The 12,801-nt window shown below is 69.0% G+C and carries 13 protein-coding genes and 1 riboswitch; of the genes, 7 read left to right on the top strand and 6 right to left on the bottom strand.

Features of this window, described 5'->3' with window-relative positions; genetic code table 11:
- Window positions 1-43: 43 nt before the first annotated feature.
- Complete coding sequence (locus ACWEVS_RS19555) at window positions 44-901, bottom strand: hypothetical protein (RefSeq protein WP_449928759.1); 858 nt, start codon at window positions 899-901, stop codon at window positions 44-46.
- A gap of 231 nt (window positions 902-1,132) precedes the next feature.
- On the opposite strand from ACWEVS_RS19555, the gene serA reads away from it, so the two are divergent.
- Both serA and ACWEVS_RS19545 read left to right on the top strand, forming a co-directional pair.
- Window positions 1,133-2,722 (top strand): phosphoglycerate dehydrogenase, encoded by a 1,590-nt coding sequence (serA, locus tag ACWEVS_RS19550; RefSeq protein ID WP_449928757.1) that lies wholly within the window; start codon window positions 1,133-1,135, stop codon window positions 2,720-2,722.
- A 328-nt stretch (window positions 2,723-3,050) separates the two neighbouring features.
- Window positions 3,051-3,173, top strand: a complete 123-nt coding sequence (locus ACWEVS_RS19545) for a hypothetical protein (RefSeq protein WP_354909674.1) — start codon at window positions 3,051-3,053, stop codon at window positions 3,171-3,173.
- A 218-nt stretch (window positions 3,174-3,391) separates the two neighbouring features.
- Here the strand turns inward: ACWEVS_RS19545 and ACWEVS_RS19540 are convergent, their stop codons facing one another.
- A complete protein-coding gene (locus ACWEVS_RS19540; RefSeq protein WP_452552645.1) occupies window positions 3,392-3,880 on the bottom strand; it encodes a C40 family peptidase in 489 nt (162 codons plus the stop codon).
- A 162-nt stretch (window positions 3,881-4,042) separates the two neighbouring features.
- A riboswitch (cyclic di-AMP (ydaO/yuaA leader) is annotated at window positions 4,043-4,186 on the bottom strand.
- 100 nt (window positions 4,187-4,286) lie between these two features.
- On the opposite strand from ACWEVS_RS19540, the gene ACWEVS_RS19535 reads away from it, so the two are divergent.
- From ACWEVS_RS19535 to ACWEVS_RS19525, 3 genes are all read left to right on the top strand, one after another.
- The gene (locus tag ACWEVS_RS19535; RefSeq protein WP_354909669.1) at window positions 4,287-5,339 is read left to right on the top strand and encodes a 3-isopropylmalate dehydrogenase; all 1,053 of its coding nucleotides are present in this window, start codon (window positions 4,287-4,289) and stop codon (window positions 5,337-5,339) included.
- A 209-nt stretch (window positions 5,340-5,548) separates the two neighbouring features.
- The gene (locus tag ACWEVS_RS19530; protein WP_449928753.1) at window positions 5,549-6,646 is read left to right on the top strand and encodes a branched-chain amino acid aminotransferase; all 1,098 of its coding nucleotides are present in this window, start codon (window positions 5,549-5,551) and stop codon (window positions 6,644-6,646) included.
- A 174-nt stretch (window positions 6,647-6,820) separates the two neighbouring features.
- A complete protein-coding gene (locus ACWEVS_RS19525) occupies window positions 6,821-7,273 on the top strand; it encodes a hypothetical protein (protein WP_452412451.1) in 453 nt (150 codons plus the stop codon).
- 92 nt (window positions 7,274-7,365) lie between these two features.
- Here ACWEVS_RS19525 and ACWEVS_RS19520 read toward each other — a convergent pair whose 3' ends face one another.
- The 4 genes from ACWEVS_RS19520 to ACWEVS_RS19505 all read right to left on the bottom strand — a co-directional run bounded on the left by ACWEVS_RS19520 (window position 7,366) and on the right by ACWEVS_RS19505 (window position 10,209).
- On the bottom strand, window positions 7,366-8,154 hold the full coding sequence (locus ACWEVS_RS19520) for a dienelactone hydrolase family protein (RefSeq protein WP_452412453.1): 789 nt from the start codon (window positions 8,152-8,154) through the stop codon (window positions 7,366-7,368).
- Between the two features lie 122 nt (window positions 8,155-8,276).
- Window positions 8,277-8,864, bottom strand: coding sequence for a GNAT family N-acetyltransferase (locus ACWEVS_RS19515; protein ID WP_452552643.1), 588 nt, complete (start codon window positions 8,862-8,864; stop codon window positions 8,277-8,279).
- A gap of 15 nt (window positions 8,865-8,879) precedes the next feature.
- Window positions 8,880-9,440, bottom strand: a complete 561-nt coding sequence (locus ACWEVS_RS19510) for a Uma2 family endonuclease (protein WP_449928745.1) — start codon at window positions 9,438-9,440, stop codon at window positions 8,880-8,882.
- 124 nt (window positions 9,441-9,564) lie between these two features.
- A complete protein-coding gene (locus ACWEVS_RS19505) occupies window positions 9,565-10,209 on the bottom strand; it encodes an O-methyltransferase (RefSeq protein WP_452412456.1) in 645 nt (214 codons plus the stop codon).
- Between the two features lie 69 nt (window positions 10,210-10,278).
- Between ACWEVS_RS19505 and ACWEVS_RS19500 the strand changes: the two genes are divergently transcribed.
- The gene (locus ACWEVS_RS19500) at window positions 10,279-10,929 is read left to right on the top strand and encodes a DsbA family protein (RefSeq protein WP_354909652.1); all 651 of its coding nucleotides are present in this window, start codon (window positions 10,279-10,281) and stop codon (window positions 10,927-10,929) included.
- A gap of 175 nt (window positions 10,930-11,104) precedes the next feature.
- Window positions 11,105-12,679 (top strand): citramalate synthase, encoded by a 1,575-nt coding sequence (gene cimA / locus ACWEVS_RS19495; protein ID WP_354909650.1) that lies wholly within the window; start codon window positions 11,105-11,107, stop codon window positions 12,677-12,679.
- Window positions 12,680-12,801: the final 122 nt, after the last annotated feature.

Here is a 12,801-nt window from a genome sequence, read left to right as displayed (position 1 = left end):
CCAATCAGTCCGTGACGTCCGCGCTCTTGCTCGGTAGGCCCAATCAGTCCGTGACGTCCGCGCACACCACGTGCGCGCCCAGCTCCACCATCCTGCGCTCGCTACGCGCGTCGGCCACCCGGGCCATGAGGATCGGCGCCTCGCTGGCCGCCAGCTGCGGCAGCCTGGCGCGAACCCCGCGGTGCAGGTCGCGGACCACGTCCTCGGCGGCCGACATGTGGACCTTGACGTGCAGCATGATGCCGGGGGCGCCCGAGGCCGTCCGCGCCTCGGAGATCCACACGTGGTGGACCAGCGGGTAGTCGGACAGCAGCAGCACGATCGCGCCGCGCAGCGCGGGCAGGATCGGGTGGGTGCACCGGCGGTAGCCGGGATCCACCTGCTGCATGGGCCCCGACAGGTGGGGGCGCGGCGCGGGGATCCACGACTGCGGCGCGGGCGCGACCTGCACGGGCGGCGCGCTCTGCAGCACCGAGCCACCGGTCGAGACCGCGGCCATGGCCCCGGTCGCGTACGCGGTGGGCATCGCGCCGGACAGCACCGGCTGAGATCCCGTCCGCGTCGAGACGAGGAAACGCTGGAGATCCTCGATCGGTACGGCTGCCGCGGCCGGGCCTGCGGCGTCGATCACGATCTCCCGCACGCCGGTGACGCGCTGGATGTCGAGGATGGTGTCGGCGTCGCAGGCCGACAGCGAATGGCCGCCCCGGTGCCGTGCGTAGGTTTGGGGCCCGGTATAACCGAGCAGGACGCGGTCACCGACCTGGGTCGTGCCCAGGACGACGGAGCGGTCAGGGCGCACGGCGACCAGGATTCCCCTGTCGGCGAGTGCGGCCAGCAGCAGGTGCGGACTGCCGTGCTGGACGAGCACGTCGGCGAGAGCGGGGTTCCCGATGCTCATAGGGTGAACGATAGGTAGTAGCCCACGGCTTATCAGGCTAATAGCGAAGAAATCTCCCGATCAAGACAAAGTTGGCTGCGGTCGGGATGAGTTCCCGGGGGGTGGGTACCGGGCTCGCCCAGATCCTGAGACCCTCGTGAATGCGTTCACAAGCCTAGATAGACTCAGAGAGATCCGAGGGGCCCGCTGACGTGTCCCTCAGCCCGTCGCATGCCCGAAGGATCCATCACAGTGAACAAGCCCGTCGTTCTGGTCGCAGAGGAGCTGTCGGAAGCAGGTCTCGCGGTGCTCGGCGCCGACTTCGAGGTCCGTCACACCGATGGCGCCGACCGCTCGCAGTTCCTGCCCGCGCTCGCCGACGTGGACGCGCTCATCGTCCGTTCCGCCACCCAGGTGGACGCCGAGGCCATCGCCGCGGCGCCGAAACTGCGCGTCGTCGCCCGCGCGGGTGTCGGTCTCGACAACGTCGACGTCGAGGCGGCGACGAAGGCCGGCGTCATGGTCGTGAACGCGCCGACCTCCAACATCACCAGCGCCGCCGAGCAGACGATCGCACTCATCCTCGCCAGCGCCCGCAACACCGCGCAGGCCCACGCCGCGCTCAAGAACGGCGAGTGGAAGCGGTCCAAGTACACCGGCGTCGAGCTCGACGAGAAGATCGTCGGCATCCTCGGCCTCGGCAAGATCGGTCAGCTCGTGGCCCAGCGGCTGCAGCCGTTCGGCGTCGAGCTGATCGCCTACGACCCCTACCTGCCGCCGGCCCGCGCCGCGGCGATGGGCGTCAAGCTGGTCAGCCTCGAGGAGGTCATCAGGACCGCCGACTTCATCACCGTGCACCTGCCGAAGTCGAAGGAGACCCTGGGTCTCATCGGCGACAAGGAGCTGCACGAGGTCAAGCCGTCGGTGCGCATCATCAACGTGGCCCGCGGCGGCATCGTCGACGAGGCCGCGCTCTACTCCGCGATCAAGGAAGGGCGCGTGGCAGGCGCGGGCCTGGACGTGTTCGCCAAGGAGCCCTGCACCGACAGCCCGCTGTTCGAGCTGGACCAGGTCGTCGCCACCCCGCACCTCGGCGCCTCCACCCACGAGGCCCAGGAGAAGGCCGGCACCCAGGTCGCCCGCAGCGTCAAGCTGGCCCTCGCCGGCGAGTTCGTGCCCGACGCGGTCAACGTCCAGGGCGGCGTCGTCGCCGAGGACGTCAAGCCGGGCCTGCCGCTGGCCGAGAAGCTGGGCCGCGTCTTCACCGCGCTCGCCGGTGAGACCGCCACCAAGCTCGACATCGAGGTCCGTGGCGAGATCGCCGCGCAGGACGTGCGGGTGCTGGAGCTGGCCGCGCTCAAGGGCGTCTTCACCGACATCGTCGAGGACGCCGTCACCTACGTCAACGCGCCGCTGCTGGCCAAGGAGCGCAGCCTGACCGTCGAGCTGGTCACCAGCTCCGAGAGCCCCGACTGGCGCAACGTCGTCGGCGTGCGCGGTGTGCTGGCCGACGGCCGCACCGTCTCGGTGTCGGGCACGCTGTCGGGGCCGCGCCAGATCACCAAGATCGTCGAGGTCAACGGCTACGAGATGGAGATCGAGCCGACCGACCACCTGGCCTTCTTCACCTACACCGACCGGCCCGGCATCGTCGGCGTCGTGGGTCACCTGCTCGGCGAGAAGGGCATCAACATCGCCTCCATGCAGGTGGCGCGGGACGTCAAGGGCGGCAAGGCGCTGATCGCGCTGACCGTCGACTCGGCGATCCCGTCGGACGTGATGGACCAGATCGTGGCGGAGATCGGCGCCGACAGCGGGCGCTCGGTCGACCTGTCCGATTGACGCTTCCCATGGAGAACGCCCTTCCGCCGCTCGGCGGGAGGGCGTTCTTGCTTTCCGCTGTCGTCTCGCATCGTGAGATATTCGGACGTCCAACGAGACAGCCTGGACCGTGCCAGGTACTTTGGTAGGGATGCGCTGGGTACTCGTACTTATTACCTGCCGCGACGGGGCCTGTTAGGGCAGGTCGACTACCCGTCGCGGTGAGCGGCGTTGCGTCGGCCTTAAGTCCCCTTTCGTCCGGTCCGTGATCCGGACCGCACGAGACCAGGCCCGGTCGGATCCGCGACCGGGATCCGACGTCCGATTTCACTCGCGTCCGCGAAACGAGATGAGCCACGTGTACGACATGTATCCATGGAACCGCGCCGACGACCACGAGGAAGAGGCCGCGCAGGCCCTCCAGACCGCCCTGGACCGCAGGGACAACGGCGGTTCCCCCTTCCCCGGCTGAGCGGGACCGCCCCTTTCCCCGCTGGGCGGGACACCACCCTTCCCCCGCTGGGTGGGACCACCCTTTTCCCCCTGAGGGCGCCGGCCGGCTTCCCCTGTTGAGCGGGACCACCCGGTGGAGGTCCCCCTGCTCCACCGGGGAGACCCCGGATCCCCCTCCGGGCGCGCGTCAGCCCGGAAACCGCCTCCGGTTCCCGGGCTGGTGCGCGCTCCGACGGGTCAGAACGTGGCTCGTAGCCCCACGGGCGCGGACGAGGACTTCGCCTCGACGAGCCGCGCCTGCTGCTTCACGCCCTTGGGGTCGGGCCGTACCGCGCCGACGAACGCCTGGCGCCGCCACGCGCTGAGCTTCTCCTCCTTCACCACGTCACCGCTGTGCGGCGCGTGCACCATGTAGCCGGGCTTCGAGATCATCCCGACGTGGCCCAGTCCGCTGAAGAAGACCAGGTCGCCGGGCTTCAGGTTGTTCCACTTGATCTTCTTGTCGTACGCCTGGTACTGGTCGGCGGCCACGCGAGGAAGCTCGATCCCCGCCTTCTTGTAGGCCTTCATCGTCAGTCCTGAGCAGTCGTAGCCGTTCGGCCCGGTGCCGCCCCAGACGTACGGCGTGCCCCGCTTGGCCATCGCGAAGTCGAGCGCGATCTGCCATGCGGGCTTGGGTGCCTTCTCGAGCTGGGCCTTCTTGATGTCCGCTCCGGTGAGGGTCACCGTACGAGCGGGGTCGTCCTGGACGGGCCGGTCGGTGCCGGGTTCGGCCGTGACCGGCTGCTTCAGGGCGGGGACGGGGGCGGCCGACGCGGGGGAGGCGGCGGCGATACCTGTGGCGAGGAGGCCGCCGACGACGGCAGCCGTGATGATGCGAGACAGGGGAATGTCCTTCCACGGGGCCGACCGGGTTAGCTGACGGGCTCGGGCGTGGAAGCCGCCCTACGGCATGGGGGTGCCGATTCGCCCCAGGGGGAATGGGTCCCCGGCTCCGTGCGAACGTCGCACCGGATTAGGCTGGCCGAGACTCTAACGAAAGGGTCAAAAGACCGCAAACACGACAAAACGCCGTGTCCGGACAATGAGATCAGGTGTTCGCCAGCCGAGACGACCCGGTAAGGTACCGGCCATGGAGTCGCGCAACATTCGTCTGGCCGTCATCCCCGGTGACGGGATCGGCACCGAGGTCGTCGCCGAGGGGCTCAAGGTCCTGGAGGCGGTCGGCGCCAAGATCGAGACCACCCACTACGATCTGGGCGCCACTCGCTACAACGCCACCGGCGAAACCCTGACCGACGAGACCCTGCAGGAGCTGCGCGGCTACGACGCCATCCTGCTCGGCGCGATCGGCGACCCCAGCGTCCCGCCGGGCGTCCTCGAGCGTGACCTGCTGCTGCGGCTCCGCTTCGAGCTCGACCACTACGTCAACCTGCGTCCGGTGAAGCTCTTCCCCGGCGTGACGACCCCGCTGGCCGACACCCGCCCCGAAGACATCGACATGATCGTCGTGCGCGAGGGCACCGAGAGCCTCTACGCGGGCGCCGGCGGCGTGCTGCGTCGCGGCACCCCGCACGAGATCGCCACCCAGGAGTCGCTCAACACCGCCTTCGGCGTCGAGCGCGTGGTCCGCTACGCCTTCGCCAAGGCCGCCGAGCGCCCCCGCAAGAAGCTCACGCTGGTCCACAAGACCAACGTGCTGACCTACGCCGGCGACCTGTGGATGCGCACCGTCAACCGGGTGGCCGCCGAGTTCCCCCAGGTCACGACCGACTACCAGCACATCGACGCGGCCTCGATGTTCTTCGTCAGCCAGCCCGAGCGCTTCGACGTGATCGTCACCGACAACCTCTTCGGCGACATCATCACCGACATCGGCGCCGCCATCGCCGGCGGCATCGGGCTGGCCGCCAGCGGCAACATCAACCCCGACCGGACCGCGCCCAGCATGTTCGAGCCGGTCCACGGCAGCGCGCCCGACATCGCCGGCCAGGGCAAGGCCGACCCCACCGCCACGATTCTGTCGGTGGCCATGATGCTCGACCACCTCGGCCTGACCGAGGAGGCGGCCCGCGTCGAGCAGGCCGTGGCCGACGACATCGTGGAGCGCCTCACCGGACGGGCCGGCCGTACGACGCACGAGATCGGTGACGACATCACCGCACGAGTAGCCGGCGGCGCCTGACCGCCTGCCACTCCAGCACCATAGGCGGCCTGGCGCCCTTCGGCCGGGTCCATACTGTCCGGGATCCGGCGAGCGCGTAGCCGCCTGGATACCACAATCAGCGCCTGGCGGCTCGCGAGAACGCCAGGCGTTTGCTGTAAGTTCCCGTTACCCGGTTCATCGCAAAATGGACTCAGGGCAAATCTCGCGGAAAGAGAAGGATTTCTGTCATGACCACCGCTCAGAAGCTCAGCTTCGATGTGCAGCTCTCCGACCACGCTCGCACCGCTGCGGAGCGCGAGCAGGTACTGGCGAACCCGGGGTTCGGACAGACCTTCACCGATCACATGATCTCGATCGACTACACCGAGGGCAGGGGCTGGCACGACGCGCGGCTCACGCCGTACGGGCCGCTCGTCCTCGACCCCGCCACCTCCGTCTTCCACTACGCGCAGGAGCTGTTCGAGGGGCTCAAGGCCTACCGCCAGGCCACCGGGTCGATCGTGACGTTCCGGCCCTACGCGAACGCCGGCCGCTTCAACGCCTCCTGCGTCCGCATGGCCATGCCGGAACTGCCCGAGGACACCTTCGTCGAGTCGCTCGACCTGCTCGTCCAGGCCGACCGCGACTGGGTGCCCACCACCGAGGGACACAGCCTCTACCTGCGGCCCTTCATCATCGCGACGCAGGTGGGGCTGGGCGTCAACTACCCGTCCAAGAGCTACCGGTACATGGTCATCGCCTCCCCCGCCGCCTCCTACTTCAGCGGCGGCGTGAAGCCGGTGTCGGTGTGGCTGTCCACCGAGTACACCCGCGCCGCCCCCGGCGGCACCGGCGCCGCCAAGTGCGGCGGCAACTACGCGGCCGCCTTCGTCGCCCAGCGTCAGGCCGTCGAGCAGGGCTGCGACCAGGTGGTCTGGCTCGACTCCAACGAGCACAGGTACGTCGAGGAGATGGGCGGGATGAACCTGTTCTTCGTCTTCGGCAACAAGCTCTTCACCCCCGAGCTGACCGGCACCCTGCTGCCCGGCATCACCCGCGACTCCATCCTCTCCCTGGCCGCCGACCTCGGCCTCGAAGCCGAGGAGGGCCGCCTGTCCATCGAGGAATGGCAGGCGGGCTGCGAGTCGGGCGAACTCACCGAGGTGTTCGCGTGCGGCACGGCGGCGGTCGTGACGCCGGTCGGGTCGGTCAAGGGCGCGGACCGCGCCTGGACGATCGGCGACGGCACCCCCGGCCCCGTGACCATGAAGGTGCGCGAGGAACTGCTCGGCATCCAGTACGGCACCCGCCCCGACACCCACAACTGGATCCACAAGCTCTCCTGACGAGGAGACAGGCCTGCCGCCGCGGGGCTCCGGTCCGTCCTTCGGGTCGACCGGAGCCCCGCCTCGCGTAGGCCCACCCGTTGCCAGGGAATCTCCCTCGGAGACGAGAAGGCACGCTCCGCCCGGCGTTCAGAGAGACGATGGTCTTGAGCGGCGCCGCCCGAGGGGGAGCTCATGCACTGGCACTGTTACAGCTGGGTGGGGGTGGGCGACGAGCTGTGGCGGGAGGCGGAGCGCCGCCCCGTGCCGGGGACGGGCCGGCCGCCGGGGACCGCCCATCCGCTTCCCGAACCTGACCCGGCCCTGTTCAGCCGCTCGCACCTGCCGCCCATGCGGACCGGCGACTGGCTGTTGAAGCCCCGCTCGCGGATCTCGCTCACCGGCGACGAGGTGGGCCAGGTGCTGGCCTGGCTGCGCGCCCAGTACGCGCACGCGGAAGGGTCGTTCCTGCGGCCGGACCAGGAGGCGCGGATCGGCGTGGAGTACCGGCTGGAGGAGGCGGCCGACCTGCTGGCGCGCGGGGTGGACGTGCAGTGGGGGATCTGGCTGCAGGGCGGCCGCTATCTGTGTCTCGGCGTCGTCTGCTGCCCTCACGCGCAGCTGCCCCACCCCTGTCCGGCGAGGTGAGCGCGCCCTGCCCGCGGTTTCCTCATCGCTGTCCGGCGAGGTGAGCGCGCCCCACGCGCAGCTGCCCCGCCCCCTCCGGCGAGGTGAGCCCGTCACGTTTCGCTGGTGAGACCGGCGTGCGTGCCGACGAAGTCAAGCGTCCGGCGCCACGCGTCGGCCGTCGCGTCCGCGAAGTCGCGGGCGGCGAGCTCGAAGAAGCCGTGCGGCGCGCCGGGGTAGGTGACGAACTCGTGCGGGCATCCGGCCGTGGTCAGAGCCTCGGCGAAGGCGTCGACCGTGGCGGGCGGGATGGCCTCGTCCGCTCCGCCCCAGAGGGCCAGTATGGGGGCGGTCAGGTCGGCGGCGAGCTGGGTGGGGCCGGGCGCGCCGTTGATCGCGTCGGGGAACCCGTAGAAGCCGACGGCGCCCGCCAGCCCGAACCGCGCGGCGGCGGAACGGAAGGCCTGGCGCCCGCCGAAACAGAAACCGAGCGAGAAGAGCGACCGGGCCCCGATCGACCGCACGTGCTCGGCCGCCGCATTGATGTCGGCGTCGAGTCCCGCGGGGGTGAGGCGGACCAGATGCGGCATGAGGACGGCCATGTCGTCGAATTCGGCACCGCGACTGCGGTAATCGACGCCGGCGGTGCGGGCGAAATAGTCGATGGCCAGCGCGGTATGCCCTTGTTCGGCGAGCCGGATGGTGAGCGTTTCATAAAAGACGGACAGGCCCTTGTTGTCGGGCAGTACCAGCACGGCCGCCCCCGACGGCCGTTCGGGACGGGCGAGATAGGCGCCGACCAGGGCGCCGTCGGTGGCGGTGAGCGTCATCGGGCCGGCCTCGGCGACCTGGGTGACGGCGGGGCCGGGCACGGGGGGAAGGGCGGCGGCGTCATAACACATGAGAAATTCCTCGCGGTGGGAGTTGGGCGACTCGCGAGGAAGGCTAACAAGAAATACGCTGCCTATTTCTCAGCATAGCAGGCGGAAATAAATTTATCGCATCTGTTCGGGTCTGTTTTCGGTCACCGGGCCGAGCTGGAATTGCGGCCGGCTTCCCATTCGGCCTTGGTCAGGGCGTATTCGACCTCGCCCTCCTCGGACCCGTCGATGCTCTCCGGCCAGTCCTGGAAGAAGGTCCGTACGAACCGCAGCCCCGACTTCTCCATCACGCGCCTGGATCCGGTGTTCACCGACATCGTGAAGGCGGTCACCCGCTCCACGCCCTGTTCGGTGAAGCCGCGCTCGATGAGCGCGCGCGAGCCCTCGGTGCCGAAGCCCTTGCCCCATGCCGGCCTCCGCAGTCGGTAGCCGAGCTCGATCTCGCCAGGAGGGGCGTCCCGCTGCGGCCTGAAGTGGAACCAGCCGATGAACTCGCCCGTGGCCTTCTCCTCGGCCGCCCAGAAGCCGAAGCCGCCGGGCCGCTCGTAGTAGGTCAGGAGCCTGGGCAGCGTGACGTCCCTGATCTCCTCGCGGGCGACGGGCTTGCCGCCGTTGAGGAAGCGCATGACGTCGGGGTCGTTGTCGAGTTCGACGAGGTTGTCGAGGTCGTCAGGGGTGAGGCGGCGCAGGATCAGCCGCTCGGTCTCGAGAACAAGGTGCACGCCGGGCATTCTTACGGGGCCAGGTCACCCGGGCGAACCGGTTTTCGGCGTGCCTGGATCGACGAGCTTGCCGGTGTCGATGGTCAGCGCCCATGGCTGCGGCAGCTCCAGCGGCTTGCCCAGGGCGATCTGGGTTCGCTGGGCGTAGCCGCTCGCGCCCGGCAGGCTGAAGAGGACCACGACTGCCCGGGCGGGATCGATGAGGAGATAGAGCGGGACGCCCGCCTTGGCGTACTCGCGGGGTTTGACCACGTGGTCGTCGTTGACGCTGGACGGCGACACCACCTCCACGACCAGGTTGGTGTCCTGGGCGTAGATCTGGTCGTCTCCCCAGGTGCGCGGGTCGCCGGGCACGACGGTCAGGTCAGGGATGTAGCGGTCGGCCTGCGGGCCGAGGAAGAGCTTGACCAGCTCGCCGAACTCCCAATCGTGTTCGGTGATCACGCTGAAGATCAGCTTGAGCAGTCGAGAGACGATCTTGCTGTGGTCCCAGGTCGGCACGTCGCTCACCACGATCCGGCCGTCGACGACCTCGACACGGTGGTCGGGGAGCAGGTCGCAGATCTGTTGGTAGGCCTCCTGCATTGTCGGCTTCTCTGTGGTCGGTCGTTCCAGAACCTTGGCCATGGGACCATCATCCCCTCCGGGAGGTCGAGCGCAACGTGTTCAGCGCACGACGGATCGTAGCCAAGGCTTGACTGACTTTTGGCTAATTCTTTCGAATCATCGTCAGCCCGTCCGCGACCGGCAGGATCACCGATGTCACGCGAGGGTCGTTCCTGACCAGGTCGTTGAACTCGCGCATGCTCCGCGTCGCCGCGTCCTCGTAGGACGGGTCGGCGACGTGCCCGTTCCACAGCGTGTTGTCCACCATGATCACCCCGCCGGGGCCGAGCCGCTCCATCACCAGTTCGTAGTACGTCGGGTACTGCGCCTTGTCGGCGTCGATGAAGGCCAGGCCGATCTCCTCCTTCAGCTCGCGCAACGCGTCGGCCGCCGGCCCGATGGTGAGCGTGATGCGTGCGGCGACCCCGGCCTTCTCCCAGTAGCGCCTGGCGATCGACGTCCACTCCTCGCTCACGTCGAAGCAGCGCAGCCGACCGCCGGACAGCCCGCGCGCGATGCAGAGCGAGGAGTATCCGGTGAACGTGCCGACCTCCACGGCCAGGGATGGCCGCACCAGTTGTGTGATCATGGTGAGGAAGCGACCTTGGTCGGGTGAGATCTGCATACCGGCGTGGCTGCCGGTGACTTCCCTGGTCTCGGCGGCAAGCTGGTCCAGCAGGTCGTCGGGCGGGGTGGAGTGGGACATGATGTACTGCCCGACGGCGGGTGAGAGGTACGACGCCTTCATGAGGCCCATTCTTCCCACCCGGATAGGCTGACACGCGGTCGAAAACGGATCTTATGGGCGGAGCCATACGTGGAGTTGACGGAGGAGAAGCGGGGTCGTCCCCGGTTGATGGCCGCTTTCGTGGCGCTGGCCGTCCTGGCGGGACTGCTGATCATCGCCGCTCTCCCGAAGGGGAGCGCCGCGGCGGAGGTCAGGCTCGTCCGGCAGGCGGACGGATCCATGCTGCTGGCCAGGCCGGGCGTCGAGGCGCCGGTGCTCGACGTGTTCGAGGACTTCGACTGCCCGTACTGCAAGCAGCTGCACGACACCTCGGAGGCCAAGATCGAGCAGATGGTCGACGAGGGCAGGCTCAGGGTCGTCTTCCACGCTGTGACGATCTTCAGGGAGGAGCCGTCGCGCTCGAACTCCATCAGGGCCGCGGCCGCCGCGCGCTGCGTTCCCTCCGCCAGCTGGCTGGCCTTCCGCTCCCAGATGTACGCCATCCAGCCGACCCCGCACGGCCAGGCGTCGGGCTACTCGGTGGAGGAACTCGTCGAGGCGGGCAGGAAGGCGGGCGTGACCGACTCGGCGTTCGCCGAGTGCGTGACCACGCAGCGGCACGCCGACCAGCACCTCGAGGACAACGCCAGGATCAGGATCGACGGCACGCCGACGCTGCTGCTCGACGGGCGGCCCATCCGTGACCTGTCGGCCCTCGACGACCAGGGCACGTCGGTCTGATGTCTCGGAGTGTGAGATCGATGTGCCAGATGGTGAGTCCGTATGGCAGACTCGCTAGCACCATGTACTTCGGTCTGCTCATTATCGGCAGGCGCGCTGGCTGACAAAGGACAGAGCCAGCGCGCAGACCTCTCACGTCCGTGAGGGGTCTTTTTCTTTTCCTCAGGAGATCTCGATGGCCGACGACCGCTTCCACGTCTACGACACCACGCTGCGAGATGGCGCACAGCAGGAGGGCCTGAACCTCAGCGTCGCCGACAAGCTCGCTGTCGCGCGTCACCTGGACGGGCTGGGCGTCGGCTTCATCGAGGGGGGCTGGCCCGGCGCCAACCCCAAGGACACCGAGTTCTTCAGGCGCGCTCGAACCGAGCTCGACCTGAACCACGCGCAGCTAGCCGCGTTCGGCGCGACCCGCCGGGCCGGTGTGAAGGCAGCCGACGACCCATTGGTGGCCGCTCTGCGCGAATCCGGCGCGCCGGTCGTGACCCTTGTCGCCAAGAGTCACGACCGGCACGTGGAGCTGGCCCTCCGTACGAGTCTCCAGGAGAACCTCGCGATGATCCGCGACACGGTTTCTCACCTTCGTGCGGAGGGTCAGCGTGTCTTCCTCGACGCCGAGCACTTCTTCGACGGCTACAACTCCAACCCAGCCTACGCGCTGGAGGTGCTGAGGACCGCCGCCGAGGCCGGGGCCGACGTCATCGCCCTGTGCGACACCAACGGCGGCATGCTGCCCGACGAGCTCGCCGACGTGGTGCACGCGGCCGTGCAGACCGGTGCCCGCGTCGGCATCCACTGCCACGACGACACGGGCTGCGCGGTGGCCAACACGCTGGCCGCCGTCAAGGCGGGCGCCACGCACGTGCAGGGCTGCGCCAACGGCTACGGCGAGCGCTCCGGCAACGCCAACCTCTTCACCGTCGTGGCCAACCTGCAGCTCAAGCGCGGGTTCGACCTGGTGCCGGCGGCGGCGCTGGCCGACATGACCCGCATCGCCCACGCGATCACCGAGGTCACCAACGTGACCCCCAACTCCCACGCCCCCTACGTGGGCACCTCGGCCTTCGCGCACAAGGCGGGCCTGCACGCCAGCGCCATCAAGGTCGACCCGAACCTCTACCAGCACATCGACCCCGCGCTGGTCGGCAACGACATGCGCATGCTGGTCTCCGACATGGCCGGCCGCGCCTCGGTCGAGCTCAAGGGCCGTGAGCTGGGTTACGAGCTGACCCCCGAGTCCACCAAGACGCTCGTGGGCAGGGTGAAGGACCTGGAGGCCAAGGGCTACACCTTCGAGGCCGCCGACGCCTCCTTCGAGCTGCTGCTGCGCGACACCGTCCACGGCGCCCGCAGGCGCCACTTCGAGGTCGAGTCGTGGCGGGTGATCGTGGAGCGCACCAAGGGCGGCGAGGTGATCAGCGAGGCCACCGTCAAGGTCCACGCCAAGGGTGAGCGCATCGTCGCCACCGGCGAGGGCAACGGCCCGGTCAACGCGTTGGACAAGGCGGTCCGGCTGGCGCTGGAGAAGCTCTACCCCGAGCTGGCCAAGCTGGAGCTGGTCGACTACAAGGTCCGCATCCTGGAGGGCTCGCACGGCACGGGCGCCATCACCCGCGTCCTCATCACCTCCAGCGACGAGAGCGGCGAGTGGGCGACCGTGGGCGTCGACGAGAACATCATCGAGGCCAGCTGGCAGGCGCTGGAGCAGGCGGTCACCTTCGGCCTGCTGCGCTCGGGCCGCGAGCTGTAGCGAATTCTGCGAGCTGTAGTGAATCCCGCGGGCTGTTGCGAACCCGCGGGCGCCGGCGGATCCGGGACGCCGGACCCGGCCCGCGGTCCCGGCCCACCCCGGCCGAACCCCGGCCGGACTCG

The organism is Nonomuraea sp. NPDC003754 (assembly GCF_053605785.1).
Note: the sequence above shows the minus strand (reverse complement) of the source record. Positions and strands in the feature narration are given on the sequence as shown.

What these genes read in the sequence shown, in the direction of transcription:
- ACWEVS_RS19515 (WP_452552643.1), bottom strand. Translation starts at nt 8,864, where the DNA reads ATGCCCGGCGTGCACCTTGTTCTCGAGACCGAGCGGCTGATCCTGCGC.
- ACWEVS_RS19535 (WP_354909669.1), top strand. Translation starts at nt 4,287, where the DNA reads ATGGAGTCGCGCAACATTCGTCTGGCCGTCATCCCCGGTGACGGGATC.
- ACWEVS_RS19525 (WP_452412451.1), top strand. Translation starts at nt 6,821, where the DNA reads ATGCACTGGCACTGTTACAGCTGGGTGGGGGTGGGCGACGAGCTGTGG.
- ACWEVS_RS19510 (WP_449928745.1), bottom strand. Translation starts at nt 9,440, where the DNA reads ATGCAGGAGGCCTACCAACAGATCTGCGACCTGCTCCCCGACCACCGT.
- ACWEVS_RS19520 (WP_452412453.1), bottom strand. Translation starts at nt 8,154, where the DNA reads ATGTGTTATGACGCCGCCGCCCTTCCCCCCGTGCCCGGCCCCGCCGTC.
- ACWEVS_RS19545 (WP_354909674.1), top strand. Translation starts at nt 3,051, where the DNA reads ATGAGCCACGTGTACGACATGTATCCATGGAACCGCGCCGACGACCAC.
- ACWEVS_RS19555 (WP_449928759.1), bottom strand. Translation starts at nt 901, where the DNA reads ATGAGCATCGGGAACCCCGCTCTCGCCGACGTGCTCGTCCAGCACGGC.
- ACWEVS_RS19530 (WP_449928753.1), top strand. Translation starts at nt 5,549, where the DNA reads ATGACCACCGCTCAGAAGCTCAGCTTCGATGTGCAGCTCTCCGACCAC.
- ACWEVS_RS19505 (WP_452412456.1), bottom strand. Translation starts at nt 10,209, where the DNA reads ATGAAGGCGTCGTACCTCTCACCCGCCGTCGGGCAGTACATCATGTCC.
- cimA (WP_354909650.1), top strand. Translation starts at nt 11,105, where the DNA reads ATGGCCGACGACCGCTTCCACGTCTACGACACCACGCTGCGAGATGGC.